This is a genomic window from Salmonella sp. NW722 (assembly GCF_051702785.1).
Lineage (GTDB): Bacteria > Pseudomonadota > Gammaproteobacteria > Enterobacterales > Enterobacteriaceae > Salmonella > Salmonella enterica.
The window spans coordinates 287,371-314,001 of the sequence record NZ_JAMMIN010000006.1; the positions used below are offsets into that span (position 1 = coordinate 287,371).

Here is a 26,631-nt window from a genome sequence, read left to right on the forward strand (position 1 = left end):
TTCCAGGCCCGGTGTCAGACACCGGGCTATTTGCAGATTATGCCGTGAGTAATCGGGCTGGATTATCAATACAAAGCTTGCGCAGAGTATCGTTGTCTACTCCGCGAGCAGCCAGATAGGCGAGGAAGACATTCGGGACAAACCCCCAGCCATTTCCGCCATTTTTCGCCCACATCTGTTTGAGAAAAACATCATGGCTTAAAACGATTTGGTCGGCGTAACCCAGTGCAATCAGATTCGCTACTGCATCTGCGGTCTCCTGAACGCCCGGCGCGACACCTTCTTTTGGAAAGGTGATGTCCAGACCAATCATGTCAAATTCAAGCCATACGCCACGGTCGAGCATTTTACGTTGATAGACGACATCTTTTCCTGAAGGGTCCGAATGCGCCAGCGAGACTTTTGCCGGAGAGACGTTCATTTCTTCCAGCACGATATCCAGCACCTCATCACCCAGTCGCAGCCACCCTGGCATATGGATATTCATCGCCGTGTGGGGGTTGTTACATTGTGCCAGAGACGCTGCCCGCAGGCTGTTACGCTCCGCTTGGGTAAACGCGGGAGATACGCCGATTTCACCGATCATGCCAGCGCGAATATCCGTCTCGCCAATACCCTGATTCAGTTCTTTATCAATGAGTGAGGCTAACAGCTCAACAGGTTTATGGATCCGGGTACTTTCAAATTTCTCCAGATAAGGTCCGGATGACGCAACGATATTCAAACCCGTTTTTAAGGCAACTTCTCGTAGCGCTGAGGCGTCCCGTCCAATGGATTCTGAACCGGTGGCGTCGACAATCGTCCTGCCGCCCAAAGACATAAAGTTATTGATTTCGAAGATAACATCATCAATCTCTTTGCGGTCCATGTTATCGGCGCAGCAGTATGGGTCGTGTTTCAGCCCCCACTGCAGGTCAGCACTGACTTTCTTTCCCACCAGTTGCTGTGAAAAAGCATAATGTGGCTCGTCTACGACCGAAGACAGATCGTTAAACAGATGTTCATGCGGTAGCGTCAGCCCCATATCCGTATGCGCCACCGGGCCTGTTACGGTTTGCAGGAAACCTTTCATTCTGACACCTCCATTCTTTGCGCCATTTTGGATGCTCTGTATTCAGGGATGGTGGTCACAATCGCACCGACTAACGCGAACAGCGTACCGATGATGGTGACCAGGTAGACCGTATTGCCTAATGAAGGGATCAATTCATCAATTAGCACTGAGCCAAGCAGTTGGCCTGCTGTTGACGCTACGCCCAGCATCAATAGTCCTAAGCCTCTCACCAGAATCGCCATTAGCCCGATGGACAGCAGACCCAGCGGACCACCGAGATACATCCACCATGTATCGGGTAACTGGATGGTGACATGGCCTAATGCGATACGTATCGCCAGCGCTGCGCCCAGGACACAAAAGCCGACGATGAAGTTCCATGTAATGGACACCAGCATGGAGCCCGTTGCCTCGGCGACTTTCGCATTCCCCGCAGGCTGCCAGCCAGCGAGTAACCCTGCCAAAAAGGGGAGGATAGCGAGCAGGATAAACGAGGTTGAGTGCCACTGTGGCGACACGACAAAAATGGTGGCGATAACGGCGAACAATGCGCCAGTAATGCGCCATGGCGTAAAATATTTCTTCTCCTCCACACCGATGCCAAAACGGTCGCACAGCAGGCCGGAAAGAAGCAGAGCGGAAATTAATGCCGTTTGAAAGGTGGCAACGCCCAGCGCGCTGGCGGATGCGCCTTCAGAAAATACGACCATCGCCCCGCATAATCCTGCAAACCAATTCCATAGCGGGATTTTTCTCTTTTTAATCAGAGTAGGGATTGAGGCGAATTGCTGGCGTGTTTCTTTGCGCGCAATAATAATAAAAAACATGACGACCAGACCGCTGGCAAACGAGATTACTGCGCAAGCATTACCGTCTTGTAACCAATGTCCTAACTGCCCATTAACGGCAGACTGCATCGGGGAAAGCATACCGGCTAAGATGGTGGCAAGCATCAGTAAGGGGGTTGAGTACTTATTCTTGTTCATACATCAATCCTTATATTTTATAAAAGGAGTAACTTTCGTTACTCCATTGTTTTTTATTTTCTGGCGATGAATTGAAGCGTGTTGACCCACAGGTCGGTATAAAATGGCCATGACATAAACTGCTGGGTTCCCCAGTGTGGGGAGCAGTCACTCATAAAGCAGGCGGTTTTACCCTGTTGGTATTCACCAAACACTAACAATGGGTCATTATTTATTGTTAATACGACATCGGCATCGTCTCTGGCGACGGCCTGGTTATATCCAAGAAATACCGGGTAATCTGAGAACCCGTTAACAACAGGATGTTCAGGTGAGACAGCCTCAGCACAGATACCCTCGGGCTTTTCTACCCGGTCATCGCCATCAAGCATAATAACTGGCAGAACCTCAGCAAGAACGGTGTTCTTATAATTGGCTTTTGCCTCAATACCCATAAATGACAGATAACCGCCAATCATGAGTAGTCCACCGCCATTTTTGACGTACTCTTTAATGGACTCCAGAGCGTTTGGTTTTATTTTTAGCTGATAAAATGTCTCGTTTTGCAACAGGAAGGTATTACTACCAATGTCGCTAATAACAATCACATCGTAACGGTTTAATTCGTCAATACTCTCTGGAAAGGCAATTTGTACCGTGTGGGCAGGCATGTAATCAATATCAACGCCGCCTTTCCTCAAGCATTCCAGTAACCATGTAGCGCCTTCTTCATATTTACTGGAGGTGAAACTGTCATAACCTTTTGAATGAATCATATGAATATGCCAGGATTCTCCAATAAAGAGCACCTTTAGTTTTTTCTGCGTATTGTTCATAGTCTGCCCCTTGATTTAGTGAGTAGAGATAGTTTGTTTGTAATGTGAACCCTGAATGCGATGAAGAACGGAGTCGTTTTCCGGCATATCAGAGGCATTAGGTGTTTCAACCGCAAGTGAGGCAAATGCGCTGGCGTAGCATAATGCGGATGCCAGTGACTTTCCTTTGGCAAGGCCAGACGCGAGGGCCCCATTGAAAGCGTCGCCAGCGCCAGCGGTATTTTTTACAACTGCCGGAAATGCCGGGGAATAGATGAATTGTGTTCCGTCATAAGCGAGAGAACCTTTGCTACCTAACGTAATAATGGTATTTTTGACACCTTTCTGATGAATAATTTTGGCCGCGCATTTAGCTGATTCGATATCATTAACCGCCATATTGGCCAGCAGGCCTGCTTCCGTTTCATTTGGCGTAATATAGTCAATGTTATCAATGATGGTGTTAACCATGTCATTGTACGGCGCTGGATTGATAATAACCGGTATGTCATTTTTTTGTGCGAGACGAATTGTTTGCTGCAGTGCTTCGTAATTCGTTTCCAGTTGCACAAGAACAATATCTGAATGAACAATAGCTTCTTTCTGAATGGTGATTTCATCAGGGGAGATTGTCATGTTGGCGCCAGGGTAGATAGCGATGACGTTATCTCCGGTATCCCCATTGACCATGATGGTTGCTGTACCTGTTTGTGTTTCTTTGGTCTGGTAGATAACACTTTTATGGATTTTTGATGAGTTTATAAAATTAATGGCGTAATCGCTAAAATGGTCTGAGCCGACTTTAGTAATAAAATGCACATCAGAATCGGCATAGCTTGCTGCTAATGCCTGATTACATCCCTTACCGCCGGGTGAAAAAATAAATTTATCGGCCAGCAATGATTCTCCCGTTGAGGGTAATCTCGGTAGATAACTGATAATATCAACATTGAACGAGCCAATAACACATACATTATTTTTCATGGCAGAGAGACCTTTTTTTATTTTCTGCGCTGATTCATATTTTTCCAGCACATAAGCAATTTCATTTTTTGCGACGTTATCAAGAGAATCAAGGGTAATAAATGCACCACCATGACAGCGAGTAAGATATCCCTGTCCGGCAAGTTCATTGAGATCTGAACGAATAGTTTCCTTTGTTACCTTGAGACTTTTCGCCAGATTTGAAACTTTTACAACTCCCGAAATACTGAGTTCCTTCAATATTCTATGATGGCGTTCAAATTTCATTTTTTACCTCACCGTGGTTAAATTAGTCCCGGGAGGAGTATATTGTTGTGATTGTCACCATAAAGTGATGGCAGAAACCAAAAAAAAACAAAAATGTAATATTAATATTGCTAAAATTACGGAAAAAACGGTGATAAAGCTTAAAGTGGTAATAACCATGAAATTCAGATGGTTATTGTTTTGATATAGGGGAAGTAGGTTGCAATAACTGGAATGTTGTGAAGGTTTGTGACGTTTCGCCCCACAGGGTGGGGCGGGGAAGCGCTATTTCACGCGCGCCATAAAGTACGCATCAACGTACTCACCGTTGCGCAGGCCGTATTTCTTACCAGTGCCTTCGATTTCAAAGCCGTACTTCTTATACACCGCCACGGCGGGCTCGTTATCAACAAACACCGTTAACTCGATACGGTCAACGCGCAGCCAGTTGTCACACATGTCGATCATCGTGCGGATCAGCGCGCTGGCAATGCCGCGATTGTGCCACCGGGCATCCACGCAGATACCAAAATCGGCCACGTGGCTGCGACGGGGACGTTGGGTGACCTGAATAGAAAGATGGCCAACGACAATATCGTCAATGCAGGCAACCAGTTGTTTAACCCCGGCTTGCTCGGTTAGCCGCGCCTGCCACATTTCGAGGGAAGGATGAGGAACCTGTAGCGTGTTGTGGTACACCTCCGGCTGGGCGTGGATCTGACGAATGGCATCGTAATCTTTCGGTTCAGCGTGGCGTATCACTATTTCACTCATTCCTTATCTCCTGCAGGGTTAATTGTGTATTTACACTCGCTGAGAAAGAAAATTCCGTCAACCGCATTTTTTTTGCAAAAAGAAGTAGACAACTGCGAATGAGAATGATTATTATTGCCTTGCATTCAGGGGAACCCCTACGGAGAACCTGAAAGCACGACATTGCTCACATTGCTTCCAGTATTATTTTGGCCAGCTTTTGCTGGCTTTTTTTTGGGTTTTGTTTCAGCCTGGCTTACTTGTCATTTTGTCCCCGGGAAGTGCTCGTGCTCCTCACGTACATATAGTACGCTCCGGGCCCTGCGCGCTTGCCGTGAACAAACTGACCGCGACGCCGACGGCCGATCTTGAGGCATCTGCTTTTGTAGGCCCAAAAAGGCAACGCCGCATCCGGCAAAGAATCCAACATTCAGTCTCCTCACGCTTTGCGCTATGGTGTAAACAATCATCTTCAAAAGGATCGTCTCATGACCTTACACTGCGCATTTATTGGATTCGGCAAAAGTACCACCCGTTACCATCTCCCCTACGTTCTGAATCGGAAAGATACCTGGCATGTCGCGCATATTTTCCGTCGTCACGCTAAACCGGAAGAGCAGGCGCCGCAGTATTCGCATATTCATTTCACCAGCGATCTGGATGAGGTGTTGGGCGATCCGCAGGTAAAACTGGTGATCGTCTGTACGCATGCTGACAGCCATTTCGAATACGCCAAACGCGCGCTGGAAGCGGGTAAAAATGTGCTGGTTGAGAAACCTTTCACGCCGACGCTGGCGGAGGCAAAAGTGTTGTTCGACCTGGCGCGAAGCAAAGGACTGACCGTCACGCCGTATCAGAATCGGCGTTTTGATTCCTGTTTTCTCACGGCTAAAAAAGCGATTGAGAGCGGCAAACTGGGCAAGATTGTCGAAATTGAAAGCCATTTCGATTATTACCGCCCGGTAGCAGAAACCAAACCGGGCCTGCCGCAGGATGGCGCTTTCTACGGACTTGGCGTCCACACCATGGATCAAATTATTTCGCTATTTGGCCGTCCGGATCATGTCGCGTATGACATTCGTAGCCTGCGTAATAAAGCGAATCCGGATGACACCTTTGAAGCGCAACTGTTTTATGGCGATTTGAAGGCTATCGTTAAAACCAGCCATCTGGTGAAAATCGACTATCCGAAGTTTATTGTTCACGGCACCAAAGGTTCGTTTGTGAAATACGGTATCGATCAACAAGAAACCAGCCTGAAAGCGAACATTATGCCTGGCGAACCCGGTTTCGCCGCTGACGAATCCGTCGGTGTGCTGGAGTATGTCAATGACGACGGCGTTACGGTGAAAGAAGAGGTGAAACCGGAAACGGGTGACTATGGTCGTGTTTATGATGCGCTGTACCAGACGTTGACCGTCGGTACGCCTAATTACGTCAAGGAATCTGAAGTTCTTACCAATCTGGAAATCCTCGAGCGTGCTTTCGAACAGGCATCGCCTGCGACGATAACCCTCGCTAAATAGCCCTTACAGACTCCTCTGCGCTTATTCATATTTTTTGAACAGAGGAGTCAATTTTCACCCTCTATGATCCCGGACGGAATGAGTCCACACTTATTCCATCGAAAACATCTGGGGGTGAACACAATGATCTACTTACGCAAAGCAAACGACCGCGGTCATGCGAATCATGGCTGGCTTGACTCCTGGCATACCTTTTCTTTTGCCGATTATTACAATCCGAACTTTATGGGGTTCTCGGCGCTGCGTGTGATTAACGACGATGTGATCGACGCAGGCCAGGGGTTCGGCACGCATCCGCATAAAGACATGGAAATTTTGACCTATGTGCTGGAAGGTGCCGTAGAACACCAGGACAGTATGGGCAATAAAGAACAGGTTCCGGCCGGTGAATTCCAGATTATGAGCGCCGGGACCGGCGTTCGCCACTCCGAGTACAACCCGAGCAAAACGGATCGTCTGCGGCTGTACCAGATCTGGATCATTCCGCAAGAAACCGGCATCACGCCGCGCTACGAACAGCGTCGCTTCGACGCCGCGCAGGGCAAGCAACTGGTGCTTTCGCCAGATGCTCGCGATGGTTCGCTGAAGGTCCACCAGGATATGGAGCTGTACCGCTGGGCGCTGCTCAAAGATGAGCAGTCGGTGCATCAGATTGCCGCTGAGCGCCGCGTCTGGATACAGGTGGTAAAAGGTAACGTGACTATTAACGGTACTAAAGCCACCACCAGCGATGGCCTGGCGATTTGGGATGAGCAGGCAATCTCGATTCATGCCGACAGCGACAGCGAAGTGTTACTGTTTGACCTGCCGCCAGTCTAACGTGCTGTAACCTTTTGTAGGCCGGATAAGACGCGAAAGCGTTGCCATCCGGCTTTTCATCGTTTGTCATTAATTCCGCACGTCCGTGGTAAACTGGGCAAATCTATCCCTTTTATACCTTTCAGGACGATGAAAAAGAAAAGACCCGTACTTCAGGATGTGGCCGACCGTGTGGGCGTGACCAAAATGACGGTCAGCCGTTTTTTGCGTAATCCGGAGCAGGTCTCCGTCGCGCTGCGGGGTAAAATTGCGGCTGCGCTTGATGAGCTCGGGTACATTCCTAATCGCGCGCCTGACATTCTTTCCAACGCCACCAGCCGCGCCATTGGCGTTCTGCTGCCGTCTTTAACCAACCAGGTCTTTGCGGAAGTGTTACGCGGCATTGAGGCCGTCACCGATGCCCACGGGTATCAGACCATGCTGGCGCACTACGGCTATAAACCGGAGATGGAGCAGGAGCGCCTGGAATCGATGCTCTCCTGGAATATCGACGGCCTGATCCTCACTGAGCGTACCCATACGCCGCGCACCTTAAAAATGATCGAAGTCGCCGGGATTCCGGTGGTGGAACTGATGGACAGCCAGTCGCCGTGTCTCGATATTGCCGTTGGTTTTGACAACTTCGAGGCCGCCCGTCAGATGACCGCCGCGATTATCGCGCGTGGTCATCGTCATATCGCCTATCTGGGGGCGCGCCTCGACGAACGTACTATCATCAAGCAGAAGGGCTATGAACAGGCGATGCGGGACGCCGGCCTGGTTCCTTACAGTGTGATGATGGAGCAATCTTCATCCTACTCTTCCGGTATCGAACTCATGCGCCAGGCGCGACGCGAATACCCACAGCTTGACGGTATTTTTTGCACCAACGATGACCTGGCGGTGGGGGCGGCCTTCGAATGCCAGCGCCTGGGGCTAAAAATCCCGGACGACATGGCGATCGCCGGGTTCCACGGTCATGACATCGGCCAGGTGATGGAACCGCGTCTGGCAAGCGTCCTGACGCCGCGCGAGCGAATGGGCAGCATTGGCGCGGAACGTCTGTTGGCCCGCATTCGCGGCGAAACGGTCACGCCGAAAATGTTAGATTTAGGTTTCACCTTGTCACCGGGCGGATCTATTTAGTCTGACAACTTTGAAGTAGCTCACACTTATTCACTTTTGGCACGAATGGTCATTGCGTCGTGAATGGTGCGGTTGGACAATGTTACCGATAACAGTTACCCGTAACAAATTTTGCAACTTGTAGAGTGGGGGCCCGCTTTGAGCACGACTAATCATGATCACCACGTTTACGTTCTGATGGGCGTATCAGGCAGCGGTAAATCCGCTGTCGCAAGCGCCGTGGCGCATCAGCTTCATGCCGCGTTTCTGGACGGCGATTTTCTGCATCCGCGCTGCAATATTGAAAAAATGGCTTCCGGCGAGCCGTTGAATGATGATGACCGCAAACCGTGGTTACAGGCGCTGAACGACGCCGCTTTCGCGATGCAGCGTACCAATAAAATCTCGCTGATCGTCTGCTCCGCACTGAAAAAACACTATCGCGACCTGCTGCGCGAGGGAAACCCGAACCTCTCCTTTATCTATCTGAAAGGAGATTTCGACGTCATTGAAAGCCGTCTGAAAGCGCGCAAAGGTCATTTCTTCAAAACCCAAATGCTGGTGACGCAGTTTGAAACGCTGCAAGAGCCGGGTGCCGACGAACGCGATGTTCTGGTGGTGGATATCGACCAGCCGCTGGAAGACGTCGTGGCGAGCACCATTGAGGTCATCAATAAAGGCAGTACGCTGTGAGTACATTAACACTGGTTTTAACCGCCGTCGGTTCCGTCTTACTGCTGCTGTTTTTGGTGATGAAGGCGCGTATGCACGCCTTCGTCGCGTTAATGGTCGTCTCAATGGGCGCGGGGCTTTTTTCAGGGATGCCGCTTGATAAAATCGCCGCGACCATGGAAAAAGGGATGGGCGGCACGCTGGGATTCCTGGCGATTGTGGTCGCGCTGGGGGCGATGTTCGGTAAAATTCTGCATGAAACCGGCGCGGTCGATCAGATAGCCGTCAAGATGCTTAAATCCTTTGGTCATAACCGCGCGCACTATGCGATTGGCCTGGCCGGGCTGATTTGCGCGCTTCCGCTGTTCTTTGAAGTGGCGATTGTGCTGCTGATAAGCGTGGCGTTCTCTATGGCGCGTCATACCGGCACAAACCTGGTGAAGCTGGTCATTCCGCTGTTTGCGGGCGTGGCGGCAGCCGCGGCGTTTTTGTTGCCTGGGCCTGCGCCGATGCTGCTGGCTTCCCAGATGCATGCTGATTTCGGCTGGATGATCCTGATTGGGCTGTGCGCCGCCATTCCTGGCATGATTATCGCCGGGCCGCTGTGGGGGAATTTTATCAGCCGCTACGTTGAGCTGCGTATTCCTGACGACATTACCGAGCCGCATCTGGGTGAAGGTAAAATGCCTTCTTTCGGCTTCAGCCTGTCGCTGATCCTGCTGCCGTTGGTGCTGGTAGGGCTGAAAACGATCGCCGCGCGTTTTGTGCCGGAAGGTTCCACCGCTTACGAATGGTTTGAGTTTATCGGCCACCCCTTCACTGCGATTCTGGTCGCTTGTCTGGTTGCGATTTACGGCCTGGCGATGCGTCAGGGGATGCCGAAAGACAAAGTGATGGAAATCTGCGGCCACGCGCTGCAACCGGCGGGCATTATCTTGCTGGTGATTGGCGCAGGCGGGGTGTTCAAACAGGTACTGGTTGACTCCGGCGTCGGCCCGGCGCTGGGCGAAGCGTTAACCGGTATGGGACTGCCGATTGCCATTACCTGCTTTGTGCTGGCGGCGGCGGTGCGCATCATTCAGGGTTCCGCGACCGTGGCGTGTTTAACCGCGGTCGGTCTGGTGATGCCGGTCATAGAGCAACTGAATTTCTCCGGCGCGCAGATGGCTGCGCTCTCTATCTGTATCGCCGGCGGTTCAATTGTGGTTTCTCATGTTAACGACGCCGGTTTCTGGCTGTTCGGTAAATTTACCGGCGCGACCGAAGCACAGACGCTGAAGACCTGGACGATGATGGAAACTATCCTCGGCACGGTCGGCGCGATTGTCGGGATGATTGCTTTCCAACTGCTGAGCTGAGTCTTGTTGCCCGGTGGCGCTGTGCTTACCGGGCCTGGAAACGGGCACATATCGACACCGTAAGCCGGGTAAGGCGTAATCGCTACCCGGTTTTTTTATTGAGGTGTGCATGGCAATCGCCCAACGACGTTTTGCCTCGCCATGTTTCAGTACGCGCATAAAAGCAGGCAAATTTCTACGCTGATCCATAATTAGGATCAATAAAACAGCGACGGAAATGATTCCCTTCCTAACGCAAATTCCCTGATAATCGCCACTGGACTTTCTGCTTGCGCGGTAAGGCAGGATAAGTCGCATTACTGATGGCTTCGCTATCATTGATTAATTTCACTTGCGACTTTGGCTGCTTTTTGTATGGTGAAGGATGCGCCACAGGATACTGGCGCGCATACACAGCACATCTCTTTGCAGGAAAAAAACGCTATGAAAAATGTTGGTTTTATCGGCTGGCGCGGAATGGTCGGCTCTGTTCTCATGCAACGCATGGTAGAGGAGCGCGATTTCGACGCTATTCGCCCTGTTTTCTTTTCTACCTCCCAGTTTGGACAGGCGGCGCCCACCTTCGGCGACACCTCCACCGGTACGCTACAGGACGCTTTTGATCTGGATGCGCTAAAAGCGCTCGATATCATCGTGACCTGCCAGGGCGGCGATTATACCAACGAAATTTATCCAAAGCTGCGCGAAAGCGGATGGCAGGGTTACTGGATTGACGCGGCTTCTACGCTGCGCATGAAAGATGATGCCATTATTATTCTCGACCCGGTTAACCAGGACGTGATTACCGACGGCCTGAACAATGGCGTGAAGACCTTTGTGGGCGGTAACTGTACCGTTAGCCTGATGTTGATGTCGCTGGGCGGTCTCTTTGCCCATAATCTCGTTGACTGGGTATCCGTCGCGACCTATCAGGCCGCCTCCGGCGGCGGCGCGCGCCATATGCGCGAGCTGTTAACCCAGATGGGTCAGTTGTATGGCCATGTCGCCGATGAACTGGCGACGCCGTCTTCCGCAATTCTTGATATTGAACGCAAAGTTACGGCATTGACCCGCAGCGGCGAGCTGCCGGTTGATAACTTTGGCGTACCGCTGGCGGGAAGCCTGATCCCCTGGATCGACAAACAGCTCGATAACGGCCAGAGCCGTGAAGAGTGGAAAGGCCAGGCGGAAACCAACAAGATTCTCAATACTGCCTCTGTGATTCCGGTTGATGGTTTGTGTGTGCGCGTCGGCGCGCTGCGCTGTCACAGCCAGGCGTTCACCATCAAGCTGAAAAAAGAGGTATCCATTCCAACGGTGGAAGAACTGCTGGCGGCACATAATCCGTGGGCGAAAGTGGTGCCGAACGATCGTGATATCACTATGCGCGAATTAACCCCGGCGGCGGTGACCGGCACGTTGACTACGCCGGTTGGTCGTCTGCGTAAGCTGAACATGGGGCCAGAGTTCTTGTCGGCGTTTACCGTAGGCGACCAGTTGTTATGGGGTGCCGCCGAGCCGCTGCGTCGAATGCTGCGCCAGTTGGCGTAGTGGCTATTGCAGCGCTTATCGGGCCTGCGTGTGGTTCTGTAGGCCGGATAAGGCGCGTCAGCGCCGCCATCCGGCGGGGGAATTTGTGTTAAACCAGGGGTGCATCGTCACCCTTTTTTTTGCGTAATACAGGAGTAAACGCAGATGTTTCATTTTTATCAGGAGTTAAGCAGAGCATTGGCTATTCTTTAAGGGTAGCTTAATCCCACGGGTATTAAGCCTAACCTGAAGGTAGGACGACGCAGATAGGATGCACAGTGTGCTGCGCCGTTCAGGTCAAAGAAGTGTCACTACCTGATGTTGAATTCAGTGAGATGGAGTGACGCCACAAAACAGGATGACAAACCATGTCCAGTCGTATCGATAGAGACGTGATTAATGCGCTAATTGCAGGACATTTTGCGGACCCTTTTTCCGTACTCGGAATGCACCAGACCCAAGCCGGACTAGAAGTCCGCGCCCTATTACCTGACGCCACCGACGTATGGGTGATTGAACCCAAAACCGGACGTAAAGTCGGCAAACTGGAATGTCTCGACGCTCGCGGTTTTTTCTGCGGCGTTTTACCCCGACGTAAAAATTTCTTTCGCTATCAGCTCGCCGTGACCTGGCACGGACAGCAGAACCTCATCGACGATCCTTACCGTTTTGGTCCATTAATACAGGAAATGGATGCCTGGCTATTGTCGGAAGGCACCCACCTGCGTCCTTATGAAACGCTGGGCGCGCACGCCGATACGATGGATGGCGTCACCGGCACCCGTTTCTCCGTCTGGGCGCCTAATGCTCGTCGCGTTTCGGTTGTCGGGCAATTCAACTATTGGGATGGGCGTCGCCACCCGATGCGTCTGCGCAAAGAGAGCGGTATTTGGGAGCTGTTTATCCCCGGCGCGCATAATGGACAACTGTATAAATTCGAGCTGCTTGATGCGAACGGTAATCTGCGCATTAAAGCCGATCCCTATGCTTTTGAGGCGCAGATGCGTCCGGAAACGGCGTCGATGATTTGCGGACTGCCGGAGAAAGTGACGCCAAGCGAAGAACGACAAAAAGCCAATCAGTTTGATGCGCCGATCTCGATTTATGAGGTGCATTTAGGTTCATGGCGCCGCCATACGGATAACAATTTCTGGCTGAGTTATCGTGAGCTGGCGGATCAGCTTGTGCCTTACGCCAAATGGATGGGCTTTACGCACCTTGAACTCTTGCCGGTCAACGAACATCCGTTTGACGGCAGTTGGGGCTACCAGCCGACCGGCCTCTACGCGCCGACCCGCCGCTTTGGTACGCGGGACGACTTCCGCTATTTCATCAATGCGGCCCATGCGGCGGGCCTTAACGTCATTCTCGACTGGGTGCCGGGCCATTTCCCGTCCGATGAATTTAGCCTCGCGGAGTTTGACGGCACCCACCTCTATGAGCACAGCGACCCGCGCGAGGGCTATCACCAGGACTGGAATACGCTGATCTACAACTATGGTCGTCGTGAAGTCAGTAATTATCTGGTGGGTAACGCTCTGTACTGGATGGAGCGTTTTGGGATTGATGCGCTGCGTGTTGATGCGGTGGCCTCTATGATCTACCGCGACTACAGCCGCAAAGAGGGCGAGTGGATACCGAACGAGTTCGGCGGTCGTGAAAACCTGGAAGCCATTGAGTTTCTGCGTAATACCAACCGCATTATTGGCGAGCAGGTGCCCGGCGCGGTCAGCATGGCGGAAGAGTCGACAGACTTCTCTGGCGTGACGCGTCCACCGGAAACGGGCGGCCTGGGGTTCTGGTACAAGTGGAATCTGGGCTGGATGCACGACACGCTGGACTACATGAAGCTGGACCCGGTGTACCGCCAGTATCATCACGACAAGCTGACCTTTGGTATGTTGTACAACCATACCGAAAACTTTGTTCTGCCGCTGTCGCACGATGAGGTGGTTCACGGCAAGAAATCCATTCTCGATCGTATGCCGGGCGATGCGTGGCAAAAATTCGCTAACCTGCGCGCCTATTATGGCTGGATGTGGGCCTTCCCCGGCAAGAAACTGCTGTTTATGGGGAATGAGTTTGCCCAGGGACGCGAGTGGAACCATGACGCCAGCCTCGACTGGCACCTGCTGGAGGGGGGCGATAACTGGCACCACGGGGTTCAGCGTCTGGTACGCGATCTCAACCACACCTATCGCCACCATAAAGCGTTGCATGAGCTGGATTTTGATGCTTACGGCTTTGAGTGGCTGGTGGTCGATGACAATGAACGCTCGGTACTGATTTTTGTACGCCGTGATAAAGCCGGTAACGAGATCATCGTCGCCAGCAACTTTACGCCCGTGCCTCGCCACGACTACCGCTTTGGCATCAACCAGCCGGGACGCTGGCGTGAAATTCTCAATACTGATTCGATGCATTATCACGGTAGCAACACCGGCAATGGCGGCGTGGTGCACAGCGATGAGATCGAAAGCCATGGCCGTCAGCACTCTCTTAGCCTGACGTTACCGCCGTTGGCGACGATCTGGCTGATGCGGGAGGGGGAATGACGCAGCTTGCGATCGGCGAAGCAACGCCGCATGGCGCAACGTATGACGGTCATGGCGTGAATTTCACGCTCTTTTCCGCCCATGCGGAGCGCGTAGAGCTGTGCGTTTTTGATTCCCGAGGGAATGAGCGTCGCTATGACCTGCCAGGACGTCGCGGCGATGTCTGGCATGGTTATCTGGCAGGCGCCAGGCCAGGTTTGCGCTATGGCTATCGCGTACATGGCCCGTGGCAGCCAGCGCAGGGGCATCGGTTTAATCCGGCGAAGTTACTGCTTGACCCTTATGCGCGCCGGGTCGAGGGCGAACTAAAAGATCATCCGCTGTTGCACGGCGGACACGATGAACCGGACTACCGCGATAACGCGGCGGTGGCGCCGAAAAGCGTGGTAATCAGCGACCATTATGACTGGGAAGATGACGCCGCGCCGCGCACGCCGTGGGGAAAAACGGTCATCTATGAAGCGCATGTCAAAGGGCTTACCTACCTGCATCCGGAACTCCCCCAGGAGATACGCGGCACCTATAAAGCGCTCGGTCATCCGGTCATGGTGGCGTATTTCAAACAGCTTGGCATTACGGCGCTGGAACTGTTGCCGGTGGCGCAGTTTGCCAGCGAGCCGCGCCTGCAACGTATGGGGCTGACCAATTATTGGGGTTACAACCCGATGGCGATGTTCGCGCTGCATCCCGCCTGGGCCAGTTCGCCCGAGACGGCGCTGGACGAGTTTCGCGATGCGGTGAAAGCGCTGCATCGCGCGGGGATTGAGGTCATTCTGGACATCGTATTAAACCATAGCGCCGAGCTGGATCTGGACGGTCCAACCTTCTCCCTGCGCGGAATTGATAACCGTAGCTATTATTGGATAAGGGACGATGGCGATTATCACAACTGGACGGGGTGCGGCAACACGCTCAATTTAAGCCATCCCGGCGTGGTGGAATACGCGTGCGAGTGTTTGCGCTATTGGGTGGAAACCTGTCATGTCGATGGTTTTCGTTTTGATTTGGCGTCCGTCATGGGGCGCACGCCGACGTTTCGCCAGGATGCGCCGCTGTTCGCCGCGATTAAAGCGTGTCCTGTGTTATCAACGGTCAAGCTGATTGCTGAACCGTGGGATATTGGCGAGGGCGGCTATCAGGTCGGGAATTTTCCGCCTCCGTTTGCCGAGTGGAACGACCATTTTCGCGATGCGGCCCGCCGATTCTGGTTGCCGCGTAACCTGACGACCGGGGAGTTTGCCTGTCGTTTCGCCGCTTCCAGCGATGTGTTTAAACGCAATGGCCGCGCGCCCGGCGCCTCTGTCAATCTGCTCACGGCGCATGACGGTTTTACGCTCCGGGACTGCGTCTGTTTCAATCAGAAACACAATGAGGCGAACGGTGAGGAAAATCGCGACGGCACCAACAGCAATTACAGCGACAATCATGGTAAAGAAGGATTAGGCGGTCCGCTTGATTTAATGGAGCGGCGGCGCGACAGCATTCATGCCCTGCTGGCGACGCTACTGCTCTCTCAGGGAACGCCGATGCTGCTGGCAGGCGATGAACACGGCCATAGCCAGCACGGCAACAATAACGCCTACTGTCAGGATAATGCCTTAACCTGGCTGGACTGGCAGCAGGCAAATCGTGGGTTAACCACGTTTACCGCCGCGCTGATTCGTTTGCGTCAGCAGATACCGGCTTTAACCGGCAATAGCTGGTGGGAAGAAGGCGATGGCAACGTGCGTTGGCTAAATAAAAACGCGCAACCCTTGAGTGCGGATGAGTGGCAAAACGGGCCTAAGCTGATGCAAATTCTGTTGTCGGACCGTTTTCTGATTGCGATAAATGCCACGCTTGAGGTGACAGATATAGTTTTACCCGAAGGGGAATGGCGCGCCGTTCCCCCATTCGCTGGAGAGGATAATCCGGTGATAACGGCGGTCTGGCAGGGACCTGCGCATGGACTGTGTGTGTTCCAGAGAGGATAAAAAAGGAGTTAATCATGGTGAGTTTAGAGAAGAACGATCGTGTAATGTTGGCGCGCCAGCTGCCACTGAAATCTGTTGCCCTAATCCTGGCCGGCGGCCGCGGCACGCGTCTAAAAGATTTAACGAACAAACGCGCCAAACCAGCCGTCCACTTTGGCGGGAAGTTCCGCATCATCGATTTCGCCTTATCTAATTGTCTGAACTCCGGGATTCGCCGTATCGGCGTGATCACTCAGTATCAGTCCCATACGCTGGTGCAGCATATTCAGCGCGGCTGGTCACTGTTTAGCGAAGAGATGAACGAATTTGTCGATCTGCTGCCAGCCCAACAGCGTATGAAGGGCGAAAACTGGTATCGCGGCACGGCAGACGCGGTGACCCAGAACCTGGATATTATTCGTCGCTATAAAGCGGAATATGTCGTCATCCTGGCAGGCGATCATATCTACAAGCAGGACTACTCGCGTATGTTGATCGATCACGTTGAAAAGGGCGCGCGTTGCACGGTGGCCTGTATGCCGGTGCCGATCAAAGAAGCGACGGCGTTCGGCGTGATGGCGGTCGATGAAAGCGACAAGATTATTGATTTTGTCGAAAAACCGGCGAATCCCCCCGCAATGCCTGGTGACGCCAGCAAAGCGCTGGCCAGTATGGGCATTTACGTTTTTGACGCCGATTACCTGTATGAATTGCTGGCGGCAGACGATAAAGATGACGCGTCCAGCCACGATTTCGGTAAAGACATTATCCCCAAAATCACCCGCGAAGGTATGGCTTACGCGCATCCTTTCCCGCTCTCCTGCGTGCAGTCCGATCCACAAGCCGAACCGTACTGGCGCGATGTAGGTACGCTGGAAGCTTACTGGAAGGCGAACCTGGATTTAGCCTCGGTGACGCCGGAGCTGGATATGTATGACCAGAACTGGCCTATCCGTACGCATATGGAATCGCTACCGCCTGCGAAATTCGTGCAGGACCGCTCCGGTAGCCACGGTATGACGCTGAACTCGCTGGTCTCCGGCGGCTGCATTATCTCCGGTTCGGTGGTGGTGCAATCTGTGCTCTTCCCACGGGTGAGAATAAATTCTTTTTGTAATATTGATTCGGCAGTGTTGTTACCTGAGGTTTGGGTAGGACGCTCCTGCCGTTTACGTCGCTGTGTTATTGACCGTGCCTGTATTATCCCGGAAGGCATGGTGATTGGTGAAAATGCGGAAGAGGACGCTCGTCGTTTCTACCGTTCAGAAGAAGGTATTGTACTGGTCACGCGTGAAATGCTGCGCAAACTGCAGGTCAAACAGGAGCGATAATGCAGGTTTTACATGTATGTTCAGAGATGTTCCCCCTGCTGAAGACTGGGGGGCTGGCGGATGTGATAGGCGCGTTGCCTGCGGCACAAATTGCGGATGGTGTTGATGTTCGCGTTCTGCTTCCAGGATTTCCCGATATCCGTCGGGGGATACCCGACGCGCATGTGGTGAGCCGCCGCGATACTTTCGCAGGTAAGATATCGCTGCTGTTCGGGCATTATAACGGCGTGGGCATTTATCTGATCGACGCGCCGCATCTGTACGAGCGTCCAGGCAGTCCCTATCACGATACGAATTTATATGCCTATACCGATAACGTGCTGCGCTTTGCCCTGTTAGGGTGGGTCGGCTGTGAAATGGCCTGCGGACTTGATCCATTCTGGCGCCCCGACGTGGTGCACGCCCATGACTGGCACGCCGGGCTGGCGCCCGCCTATCTGGCGGCGCGCGGGCGGCCGGCGAAATCGGTCTTTACCGTACACAACCTGGCCTATCAAGGCATGTTTTATGCAAAGCATATGGATGACATCGAACTGCCGTGGTCATTCTTTAATATGCATGGGCTGGAGTTCAACGGACAACTCTCCTTTTTGAAGGCCGGTTTGTACTATGCCGACCATATAACGGCGGTGAGCCCGACCTATGCGCGTGAAATTACTGAACCGCAGTTTGCTTATGGTATGGAAGGCCTGCTGCGCCAGCGTCATCTGGAAGGGCGCTTGTCCGGCATACTGAACGGCGTGGATGAGAAGATCTGGAACCCGGAATCCGATCTGCTGCTGGCGTCGCGCTACACGCGCGATACCCTGGAAGAGAAGGCGGAAAACAAACGTCAGCTACAAATTGCGATGGGGTTGAAGGTTAACGACAAAGTGCCGCTGTTCGCCGTGGTAAGCCGTCTGACCAACCAGAAAGGTCTGGATCTGGTGCTGGAGGCGTTACCGGGGCTGCTGGAGCAGGGCGGGCAGTTGGCGCTACTCGGCGCGGGCGATCCGGTGCTTCAGGAAGGGTTCCTCGCGGCGGCGGCGGAACACCCAGGGCAGGTTGGCGTACAGATCGGCTATCACGAAGCTTTCTCGCATCGCATTATGGGCGGCGCGGACGTTATTCTGGTGCCCAGTCGTTTCGAACCGTGCGGCTTAACGCAGTTATATGGCTTAAAGTATGGCACGCTGCCTCTGGTGCGGCGTACCGGAGGGTTGGCCGATACGGTCTCCGACAGTTCGCTGGAAAATCTGGCGGACGGTATCGCCAGCGGTTTTGTCTTCGAAGACAGTAACGCCTGGTCGTTGCTACGCGCGATTCGGCGTGCTTTTGTGTTGTGGTCACGGCCTTCGCTTTGGCGGTTTGTACAACGGCAGGCGATGGCGATGGATTTTAGCTGGCAAGTTGCCGCGAAATCATACCGCGAGCTGTACTATCGCTTGAAATAGTCATCCAGGAATCATTTATATGAATGCTCCGTTTACTTATGCATCGCCCACACTCAGCGTTGAGGCGCTTAAGCATTCTATTGCCTATAAGCTGATGTTTACGATTGGTAAAGACCCGGTCATTGCCAATAAACATGAATGGCTGAACGCCACATTGTTCGCGGTGCGCGATCGTCTGGTGGAGCGCTGGTTGCGTTCTAATCGAGCCCAATTATCGCAGGAAACCCGGCAGGTTTATTACCTGTCGATGGAGTTTTTGATTGGTCGTACTCTCTCTAACGCGCTGCTCTCGCTGGGCATTTATGACGACGTTAAAGGCGCGCTGGAGGCCATGGGCTTAGATCTCGAAGAGCTGATCGATGAAGAGAATGACCCAGGGCTTGGCAACGGCGGCTTAGGACGGCTGGCGGCTTGCTTCCTGGACTCGCTGGCGACGCTAGGATTACCGGGTCGCGGGTATGGCATTCGCTACGACTACGGCATGTTTAAGCAGAATATTGTCGACGGGCGGCAAAAAGAATCTCCGGATTACTGGCTGGAATATGGCAACCCGTGGGAGTTCAAGCGCCACAATACGCGCTATAAGGTGCTTTTTGGCGGGCGCATTCAGCAGGAAGGTAAAAAAGCACGCTGGATTGAGACGGAAGAGATTCTGGCCGTCGCGTATGATCAGATCATCCCTGGTTACGACACCGACGCCACTAACACACTGCGGCTGTGGAATGCGCAGGCCAGTAGTGAAATCAACCTCGGTAAATTCAACCAGGGCGACTACTTTGCGGCGGTGGAAGATAAAAACCACTCTGAGAACGTTTCACGGGTGCTCTACCCGGACGATTCCACCTATTCCGGACGAGAGCTACGCCTGCGCCAGGAGTATTTTCTGGTCTCGGCGACGGTGCAGGATATCCTGCACCGTCATTATCAACTGCATAAAACCTATGACAATCTGGCGGATAAAATCGCCATTCACCTCAATGATACGCATCCGGTGCTGTCAATTCCTGAGCTGATGCGCCTGCTGATTGATGAACATAAATTTAGCTGGGACGACGCGTTTGAGGTGTGCTGTCAGGTCTTCTCTTATACCAACCATACGTTGATGAGCGAGGCGCTGGAGACCTGGCCTGTCGATATGCTGGGGAAAATTCTGCCCCGTCACCTGCAGATTATCTTCGAGATTAACGACTATTTCCTGAAAACGTTGCAGGAGCAATATCCCAACGATACCAGCCTGCTTGGACGCGCGTCGATTATTGATGAGTCGAACGGCCGCCGGGTACGGATGGCCTGGCTGGCGGTGGTGGTCAGCCATAAAGTCAACGGCGTTTCTGAACTCCATTCCAACCTGATGGTGCAGTCGCTGTTCGCGGATTTTGCGAAGATTTTTCCGACCCGTTTTTGTAACGTCACTAACGGCGTTACGCCGCGCCGCTGGCTGGCGCTGGCAAACCCGCCGCTGTCTGACGTGCTGGATGAGAATATTGGTCGTACCTGGCGTACCGATCTTAGTCAGCTCAGCGAGCTGAAGCAGCATTGTGATTATCCGCTGGTCAATCATGCGGTGCGTCAGGCGAAGCTGGAAAATAAAAAACGGCTGGCGGTAGTGATAGCGCAACAACTGAATGTGGTGGTGAACCCTAAAGCGTTATTTGACGTGCAGATTAAGCGTATTCACGAATACAAGCGGCAGTTGATGAACGTACTGCATGTCATTACCCGCTATAACCGCATTAAAGAAAATCCGGAGGCTGACTGGGTGCCGCGGGTGAATATTTTTGCCGGTAAGGCGGCTTCCGCCTATTACATGGCAAAACACATTATTCATCTGATCAACGACGTGGCGAAAGTGATTAACAACGATCCGCAGATTGGCGACAAGCTGAAAGTAGTGTTTATCCCGAACTACAGCGTCAGCCTGGCGCAGGTGATCATTCCCGCTGCCGACCTGTCTGAGCAGATTTCGCTGGCAGGGACAGAAGCTTCCGGCACCAGTAATATGAAATTTGCTCTGAACGGCGCGCTCACCATTGGTACGCTGGATGGCGCGAACGTAGAGATGCAGGAGCATGTCGGCGAGGAGAATATCTTTATCTTCGGTAATACTGCCGAAGAGGTGGAGGCGTTGCGCAGGCAGGGTTATAAGCCTCGCGACTATTATGAAAAAGATGAAGAGCTACATCAGGTACTGACGCAGATTGGTAGCGGCGTCTTTAATCCGGAAGAGCCAGGTCGTTACCGCGATCTGGTAGATTCGCTGATTAACTTTGGCGATCACTATCAGGTGCTGGCGGACTACCGCAGCTACGTGGACTGCCAGGATAAGGTGGATGAGTTGTATCGTCGCCCGGAAGAGTGGACGACGAAAGCGATGCTCAACATTGCCAATATGGGCTACTTCTCATCGGACAGAACCATCAAAGAGTATGCCGAAAATATCTGGCATATTGATCCGGTGCGGTTGTAGCGGTTTAACGCTTGAGAACGGGGCCAAACGGCCCCGTTTTTTATCGTGGTATATTCGGGGGGTATGCCGATATTCGTCTGCTGAATCTGTTAGCGGCACTTGGTCTCTGTCATGGAAAAAGGGTTGAGTACTGGTGTATAGTATTAGCAGAAAAATCCATAATTAATTGATAATAATATGAAAAAGATTACGACATCTATTCCGGCTCTCGATAAAATTATGCGCGTATTTGCTTACCTTCTGGAGTGCGATGGCGCAACGTTTACCCAGATCCATCAAAATTCAGGGATTGCGAAAAGCAGTACCTCATCTTTGCTCAACGGCATGGTGGAGCATGGGTTATTACGCCAGGAAAAAGACAAGTATTATCTGGGGCTACGCCTGTATGAATTAGGTAATAAAGCGGCGGAACAGTACGATATTAAAAAAATCGCGTTACCGATTCTTGAAGAGATTCGCGATAACACCGGCCTGACCTGCCATCTTGGCGTTCTGGAGGGCGATGCCCCTATTTACCTTCTGAAAGTCGAAAGCCCACAGGCTATTGTGATTCGAAGCTGGGAGGGCAAGCGTCTCTCATTACATAGCTCAGGGCTGGGAAAGGTGCTGATTGCATGGCTTAGCGGGGAAGAGCTGGAGGAGTTGCTGCCTCCAGATCAGATATTAACGCGTTTTACGGATACGACGATCACGGATGTGAATATCCTTAAGCAGGAGTTAGCCGGAATTCGCCGTCGCGGCTGGGGTTATGATAACGAAGAAGACTCCCTTGGCGTGCGCTGCATTGCGGTGCCGGTATTCAATACGCAGGGGAAAGTGATCGCCGCCCTGAGCGTATCCGGCGTTACGTTCCAGATCCCCGATGATAAACGCGAGTCACTTGCTACGCTGATGATGGATGCCAGCCGTAGCCTGACGCGTCTGATGTGCTGAAATAAAAAGACATAGCGGGCAAGAAGCCCGCTTTCGTCATCGCTTAAAGTCCCGCACGCTGTAAGATCTGCTTCAAATTCGAAATATGTTCTTCATTTGCCGGCAAAACGGGGGGCATTACATGAGTTGAAATATCGACTCCGCTAAGCTGAATTGCCTTTTTGATTATCCCGAAGAAAGGTGAATCCAGGCTGTAAATAGTGGAAAGCGCGGACAGCCTGCGCTGTAATCCGAACATTGTCTCATACTCTTTTTCACACCACGCGCGGTAGATCCCGCAGGTTAGCTGCGGCGCAAAGTTCGCTGTCGCTGGGATCCCGCCGTTGCCGCCTAAGATAAGCGTATCCATCATATATTCATCATAGCCGGAGAAAATAACGAAGTCCGGACGCACTGGCCTGACATTATTGATGATTTCACGAATATGGCTGATATTATCAACGGTATCCTTAATGCCGATAATATTGGGGTGATCCTGCGCCAGCCGGGTAATTAAATCAACGCTAAGGTCCTGCCCCGTCAATGCTGGAAAGTTGTAGAGAATGACCGGGCTTTTTATGTTATTAGCCACGGTTTTGAAATGATGATAAATATACTCATCGGTCAATCTGGCATAGTAGGGATTGAGTACCAGCACGGCATCGACTTCGAGTCGGTCGGCATGCTGACCATACTCAATCACTTCCTGCGTGCTGGTGCTGCTAATACCTAATAGTACTGGAATACGGCGGTTAATATGACGGACGCAAAACTCTGCGGTTTCCAGACGCAGCGCATTGGTCATATGGCAAAATTCCCCCCCGCTGCCCAGCAGTAATACGCCATTGACCTTGCTTGCAATAAGATGATCCAGCAAGGTTGCCATGCCGACTTTATCTAACTCTCCCTGCGCATTAACAATGGTCGGAACTGGCGGAAATACGCCGTGAAATTTCGTAATCTGAGTCATGTATTGATCCTTAAAACAGGCGAGCCGTAGCCCGCCAGGGATATTATTTAAGCCAGGCTCCGGCCATTAATGATGTTGCATTAGCGGTGAACTGTTTAAAGACGCCGCGACGGTTTGAATAATCAGGTTTCTTCCAGCTTGCTCGACGCTCTTCAAGACAGCGGCGTATTTCCTCTTCTGTTTTAGGCATCCCGTCGATCCCTACAATATTGAGCTTGCGGCCTTTCACATCCATTTCGATTAAATCACCATCTTCCACCAGGGCAATCGGCCCGCCATCAGCGGCTTCTGGCGAGACGTGTCCGACACATGGCCCGCTGGTCGCTCCAGAGAAACGACCGTCGGTAATCAATGCGACTTTTCCGTCGAGGCGTTTGTCATACACGATGGCATCGGTGGTCATCAGCATTTCCGGTGCGCCAGAGCCTTTTGCGCCTTCGTAGCGAATGAAAATGACGTCTCCGGGTTCGATATGGTTATGGATGATGGCCTGCTGAGCGTCTTCTTCGGAGTTAAAGACCCGAGCCGGACCGGTATGGTGGTGCATATCCGGCGCACAGGCCGCGTATTTAATGACCGCTCCTTCAGGCGCGATGTTGCCTTTCAGTACCGCAATCGACCCTTTTTTGGTGGCATTTTCTGGTTTACGGATTACCGCCTCCGGACTGACTTTGTAATTGTTGAGGTAACCGTGGTTGCGGGTAAAGAAGCCGGATTGATGGAGCATTTCCAGGTTGTCGCCGAGCGTACGGCCAGTCACGGTAAGAACATCAAGATCCAGATAATCGCGCAGATACCATTGCACCATTGGCACGCCGCCAGCGAACCACATCATTTCGGTAACGTATTCACCGCTGGGCTGAATATTGGTCAGATAAGGGATTTCGTTATTGATCCGATCAAACAGTTCGGGCTTCAGCTCCCATCCAAGTTCATGAGCGATGGCCGGAAGGTGGATCATCGCATTGGTGCTGCCACCAATAGCAGCATGGACTTTGATAGCATTTTCAAACGCCGCAGGAGTCAGGATCTTATGGGTGGTGATATTTTTCTCCGCCAGATACAGCGCCTGGTGGCCTGCGGTTCTGGCAACGCGGCGAATTTCCGCCAGGGTCGATGGCAGCAAAGCGCTGCCTGGCAGGGCCAGCCCCAAGGCCTCCGACATGCACTGCATGGTACTGGCCGTTCCCATAAACTGGCAGGCTCCGGCGGTGGGGCAACCGCATTGCTGCATGGCTTCCACTTGCTGAATGCCGATTTCGCCTTTCTTCAACTTAGCAGTGATCCCGCCGAGGTCAGAAGTACTCATATTCGGTGCCGGACGCATAGAACCGCCGGGAATATGCAGCAGCGGCAGGTTCAGGCGTGCGGCGGCAATCAGATGCGCCGGGATAGATTTATCGCAGCTTGAGATCAGAATACCAGCATCATAAGGCACCACTGAGGCATGAATTTCGACCATGTTGGCAATGGCTTCTCGAGATGCCAGGATGTAGTTCATCCCATCGTGGCCCTGACCCCAGCCGTCGCAGATATCCGTCACATGGTGACGGACCGCGCGACCGCCGCTTTCATGAACACCCAGCACGGCTTCATCGCCCAGTTGGTTAAGATGGAAACTGCCCGGATGACTTTCGCCATAGCAATCATCCACCAGGACCTGCAGTTTATTGACATCTTCTTTGCTGTAATTCATTCCAAGACGCAGGGCGTCGAGCTGCGACCACAGATCGCGAGCATGTTGACATTTTTGGCTCATTTGGCGATTCCTTCCTGTTTAAGTGACGCACCCGGCGTCGAGGTGTTAGGTGTGTTGCTGCTACCTGCAGGACGAGCGGTAACAGAAGGCAAGCTGAAAAGCAGTCCAACGGCGATAAGCAGTGCGGCAACCAGTACGGTCATTCCTGCTGTTTGCGAGAACGTCACCGTTAACAGCCCGACGAGGTACGGACCGATAAAGCCGCCAATGTTGCCCAGGGCGTTGATCGTGCCGCGCACGCCGCCCAGAACGTTGGGGGCGAAGAGTAATGGCGGCAGCGTCCAGAATGGACCGGCATAGGCTTGCAGGAAGAACCCGCAAATAACCATCATGCCGTAGGCGAGCCAGACGTTATCTTTCAGTAATAAGGAGAGGGCGAGGCAGACCGCGAAACCCAGCAGAGGAATAGCCGTGTAAAGGCGGCGATTCATCGTCTTATCACACCATTTGGCGATGTAATACTGACCGATAATGCACAGAACGTAAGGCGCCGCAGTGAGTACCCCAACGATGGTCATGCCGCTGCCGGTCAGGTGTTTAATCAGATTTGGCATCCATAGCGCGAAGCCATAGAAGCCGACCTGTACGAAGAAATAGATACCGACAAGCTTCCACAGGTTGATGCTTTTTAATACGCCGCGAATGCTGCTTTGCTCTCCGCCAATACTCAACGCGCGATCGGCCAGCAATTTTTGTTCGATCCAGGCGCGCTCTTTCGGATCCAGCCACTTTGCCTGATGCGGGTGATCGGAAACCAAAGGTAGCCAGACAAAGAGCAGTCCCAGAGAGAGCAAGCCTTCGATGATAAACATCTCCCGCCAGCCGTAGGTTTCAATAAGCCAGCCGGAAAGCGGCCCGGTAATAATAGAAGCGACGGCCAGGTTCATCTGGAAATAGGCGATAGCCCTGGCGCGCTCCTCATTTGGGAACCAGTGGCCAATCAGCGCCAGAATGGCGGGATACACAGCACCTTCCGCCACGCCGAGCACAAAGCGAATAATCAACAACTGCGTCGGTGTCTGAACAAAACCGGTCAGCAGGGCAAAGCCACCCCAGGCGACGATTGTCCAGGCAATTAACTTTTTGGCGCTTAGCCGCTCGGCTATCTGACCGCCGGGAATTTGCAGGAAGATATAACCAATAAAGAAGATCCCGGCGACCAGACCGGCAAAAGAAGCCGTCATGCCTAAATCTTCATCCATGCCGCCTGCGATCCCAATGGCGATATTGGTCCTGTCCATATAGGCCACGATATAAACGAGGATCGTGGCTGGAATAATATGCAGCCAGCGCCCTCGTGTGGTCGGTTTCTCTATTTCAATGCTCATCATTGCATCCCTTTAGTATCAAAAATTTGTTCTGTATATGGAACTACTGTTCTGTATATTGACACTATGCCGACGTATTCATACAGCGTCAATTCCATACTCTAAGGAAGGTTATATTT

20 protein-coding genes and 1 pseudogene are annotated in these 26,631 nt (G+C 52.5%); 12 read left to right on the forward strand and 9 right to left on the reverse strand.

Translation table 11 applies throughout. The features are described from left to right. Positions 1–37 precede the first annotated feature (37 nt). From NA330_RS16855 to yhhY, 5 genes are all read right to left on the reverse strand, one after another. Positions 38–1,072: a phosphotriesterase family protein gene (locus tag NA330_RS16855; protein ID WP_000675710.1), complete on the reverse strand. Its 1,035-nt coding sequence runs from the start codon at positions 1,070–1,072 to the stop codon at positions 38–40. Beyond that, entirely contained in the window at positions 1,069–2,040 is a 972-nt protein-coding gene (locus tag NA330_RS16860; RefSeq protein ID WP_001038949.1) for a DMT family transporter, read from the reverse strand. The genes NA330_RS16855 and NA330_RS16860 overlap by 4 nt, the downstream gene beginning before the upstream one ends. Before the next feature lie 53 nt (positions 2,041–2,093). Beyond that, positions 2,094–2,855, reverse strand: a complete 762-nt coding sequence (locus tag NA330_RS16865; RefSeq protein WP_001066509.1) for a glutamine amidotransferase — start codon at positions 2,853–2,855, stop codon at positions 2,094–2,096. A 15-nt stretch (positions 2,856–2,870) separates the two neighbouring features. After that, positions 2,871–4,085 carry a PfkB family carbohydrate kinase gene (locus NA330_RS16870; protein WP_000667440.1) on the reverse strand — a complete coding sequence of 405 codons (1,215 nt, stop codon included), beginning with the start codon at positions 4,083–4,085 and terminating at the stop codon, positions 2,871–2,873. 264 nt (positions 4,086–4,349) lie between these two features. Next, positions 4,350–4,838, reverse strand: coding sequence for an N-acetyltransferase (gene yhhY / locus NA330_RS16875; protein WP_001290278.1), 489 nt, complete (start codon positions 4,836–4,838; stop codon positions 4,350–4,352). A gap of 467 nt (positions 4,839–5,305) precedes the next feature. Here yhhY and NA330_RS16880 point away from each other — a divergent pair, with 467 nt between their 5' ends. From NA330_RS16880 to gntU, 5 genes are all read left to right on the forward strand, one after another. Next, positions 5,306–6,343, forward strand: coding sequence for an oxidoreductase (locus tag NA330_RS16880; protein WP_001728080.1), 1,038 nt, complete (start codon positions 5,306–5,308; stop codon positions 6,341–6,343). Positions 6,344–6,466: 123 nt separating this feature from the next. Further along, positions 6,467–7,162, forward strand: a complete 696-nt coding sequence (locus NA330_RS16885; RefSeq protein ID WP_023241889.1) for a pirin family protein — start codon at positions 6,467–6,469, stop codon at positions 7,160–7,162. A gap of 129 nt (positions 7,163–7,291) precedes the next feature. Beyond that, a complete protein-coding gene (gene gntR / locus NA330_RS16890; RefSeq protein WP_000730239.1) occupies positions 7,292–8,287 on the forward strand; it encodes a gluconate operon transcriptional repressor GntR in 996 nt (331 codons plus the stop codon). 138 nt (positions 8,288–8,425) lie between these two features. Further along, positions 8,426–8,959: a gluconokinase gene (gene gntK, locus NA330_RS16895; protein ID WP_000108340.1), complete on the forward strand. Its 534-nt coding sequence runs from the start codon at positions 8,426–8,428 to the stop codon at positions 8,957–8,959. Beyond that, entirely contained in the window at positions 8,956–10,296 is a 1,341-nt protein-coding gene (gene gntU / locus NA330_RS16900; protein ID WP_000105950.1) for a gluconate transporter, read from the forward strand. Before gntK ends, gntU begins: the two co-directional genes overlap by 4 nt. Before the next feature lie 114 nt (positions 10,297–10,410). Here gntU and NA330_RS16905 read toward each other — a convergent pair. Beyond that, a pseudogene (locus tag NA330_RS16905) lies at positions 10,411–10,485 on the reverse strand (MarC family protein); the annotation flags it as partial. 234 nt (positions 10,486–10,719) lie between these two features. On the opposite strand from NA330_RS16905, the gene asd reads away from it, so the two are divergent. The 7 genes from asd (at position 10,720) to NA330_RS16940 (ending at position 22,476) form a co-directional block, all read left to right on the forward strand. Next, the gene (gene asd, locus NA330_RS16910; RefSeq protein ID WP_000799940.1) at positions 10,720–11,826 is read left to right on the forward strand and encodes an aspartate-semialdehyde dehydrogenase; all 1,107 of its coding nucleotides are present in this window, start codon (positions 10,720–10,722) and stop codon (positions 11,824–11,826) included. 347 nt (positions 11,827–12,173) lie between these two features. Next, positions 12,174–14,360, forward strand: a complete 2,187-nt coding sequence (gene glgB, locus NA330_RS16915) for a 1,4-alpha-glucan branching enzyme (protein ID WP_000098553.1) — start codon at positions 12,174–12,176, stop codon at positions 14,358–14,360. Then, entirely contained in the window at positions 14,357–16,333 is a 1,977-nt protein-coding gene (glgX, locus tag NA330_RS16920) for a glycogen debranching protein GlgX (protein ID WP_000192491.1), read from the forward strand. Before glgB ends, glgX begins: the two co-directional genes overlap by 4 nt. Positions 16,334–16,347: 14 nt before the next feature. Then, positions 16,348–17,643: a glucose-1-phosphate adenylyltransferase gene (gene glgC / locus NA330_RS16925; protein ID WP_000253994.1), complete on the forward strand. Its 1,296-nt coding sequence runs from the start codon at positions 16,348–16,350 to the stop codon at positions 17,641–17,643. Continuing rightward, positions 17,643–19,076, forward strand: coding sequence for a glycogen synthase GlgA (glgA, locus tag NA330_RS16930; protein ID WP_001197669.1), 1,434 nt, complete (start codon positions 17,643–17,645; stop codon positions 19,074–19,076). The genes glgC and glgA overlap by 1 nt, the downstream gene beginning before the upstream one ends. A gap of 19 nt (positions 19,077–19,095) precedes the next feature. Then, positions 19,096–21,543 carry a glycogen phosphorylase gene (gene glgP / locus NA330_RS16935; RefSeq protein ID WP_000993420.1) on the forward strand — a complete coding sequence of 816 codons (2,448 nt, stop codon included), beginning with the start codon at positions 19,096–19,098 and terminating at the stop codon, positions 21,541–21,543. A gap of 177 nt (positions 21,544–21,720) precedes the next feature. After that, positions 21,721–22,476: an IclR family transcriptional regulator gene (locus tag NA330_RS16940; RefSeq protein ID WP_000724553.1), complete on the forward strand. Its 756-nt coding sequence runs from the start codon at positions 21,721–21,723 to the stop codon at positions 22,474–22,476. 43 nt (positions 22,477–22,519) lie between these two features. Here the strand turns inward: NA330_RS16940 and NA330_RS16945 are convergent, their stop codons facing one another. Genes NA330_RS16945 through NA330_RS16955 form a run of 3 tightly spaced genes read right to left on the reverse strand, consistent with a single transcriptional unit; the run spans position 22,520 to position 26,515 of the window. Further along, entirely contained in the window at positions 22,520–23,425 is a 906-nt protein-coding gene (locus NA330_RS16945) for a dihydrodipicolinate synthase family protein (RefSeq protein ID WP_000192193.1), read from the reverse strand. A 43-nt stretch (positions 23,426–23,468) separates the two neighbouring features. Then, a complete protein-coding gene (ilvD, locus tag NA330_RS16950; protein ID WP_000078493.1) occupies positions 23,469–25,184 on the reverse strand; it encodes a dihydroxy-acid dehydratase in 1,716 nt (571 codons plus the stop codon). Continuing rightward, positions 25,181–26,515, reverse strand: a complete 1,335-nt coding sequence (locus NA330_RS16955; protein WP_001518078.1) for an MFS transporter — start codon at positions 26,513–26,515, stop codon at positions 25,181–25,183. Before NA330_RS16955 ends, ilvD begins: the two co-directional genes overlap by 4 nt. Positions 26,516–26,631 lie beyond the last annotated feature (116 nt).

Excerpts from the sequence above, each read along its gene's own strand:
- NA330_RS16855 (WP_000675710.1), bottom strand. The coding sequence starts at position 1,072 with ATGAAAGGTTTCCTGCAAACCGTAACAGGCCCGGTGGCGCATACGGAT.
- NA330_RS16860 (WP_001038949.1), bottom strand. The coding sequence starts at position 2,040 with ATGAACAAGAATAAGTACTCAACCCCCTTACTGATGCTTGCCACCATC.
- NA330_RS16865 (WP_001066509.1), bottom strand. The coding sequence starts at position 2,855 with ATGAACAATACGCAGAAAAAACTAAAGGTGCTCTTTATTGGAGAATCC.
- NA330_RS16870 (WP_000667440.1), bottom strand. The coding sequence starts at position 4,085 with ATGAAATTTGAACGCCATCATAGAATATTGAAGGAACTCAGTATTTCG.
- yhhY (WP_001290278.1), bottom strand. The coding sequence starts at position 4,838 with ATGAGTGAAATAGTGATACGCCACGCTGAACCGAAAGATTACGATGCC.
- NA330_RS16880 (WP_001728080.1), top strand. The coding sequence starts at position 5,306 with ATGACCTTACACTGCGCATTTATTGGATTCGGCAAAAGTACCACCCGT.
- NA330_RS16885 (WP_023241889.1), top strand. The coding sequence starts at position 6,467 with ATGATCTACTTACGCAAAGCAAACGACCGCGGTCATGCGAATCATGGC.
- gntR (WP_000730239.1), top strand. The coding sequence starts at position 7,292 with ATGAAAAAGAAAAGACCCGTACTTCAGGATGTGGCCGACCGTGTGGGC.
- asd (WP_000799940.1), top strand. The coding sequence starts at position 10,720 with ATGAAAAATGTTGGTTTTATCGGCTGGCGCGGAATGGTCGGCTCTGTT.
- glgB (WP_000098553.1), top strand. The coding sequence starts at position 12,174 with ATGTCCAGTCGTATCGATAGAGACGTGATTAATGCGCTAATTGCAGGA.
- glgX (WP_000192491.1), top strand. The coding sequence starts at position 14,357 with ATGACGCAGCTTGCGATCGGCGAAGCAACGCCGCATGGCGCAACGTAT.
- glgC (WP_000253994.1), top strand. The coding sequence starts at position 16,348 with ATGGTGAGTTTAGAGAAGAACGATCGTGTAATGTTGGCGCGCCAGCTG.
- glgA (WP_001197669.1), top strand. The coding sequence starts at position 17,643 with ATGCAGGTTTTACATGTATGTTCAGAGATGTTCCCCCTGCTGAAGACT.
- glgP (WP_000993420.1), top strand. The coding sequence starts at position 19,096 with ATGAATGCTCCGTTTACTTATGCATCGCCCACACTCAGCGTTGAGGCG.
- NA330_RS16940 (WP_000724553.1), top strand. The coding sequence starts at position 21,721 with ATGAAAAAGATTACGACATCTATTCCGGCTCTCGATAAAATTATGCGC.
- NA330_RS16945 (WP_000192193.1), bottom strand. The coding sequence starts at position 23,425 with ATGACTCAGATTACGAAATTTCACGGCGTATTTCCGCCAGTTCCGACC.
- ilvD (WP_000078493.1), bottom strand. The coding sequence starts at position 25,184 with ATGAGCCAAAAATGTCAACATGCTCGCGATCTGTGGTCGCAGCTCGAC.
- NA330_RS16955 (WP_001518078.1), bottom strand. The coding sequence starts at position 26,515 with ATGATGAGCATTGAAATAGAGAAACCGACCACACGAGGGCGCTGGCTG.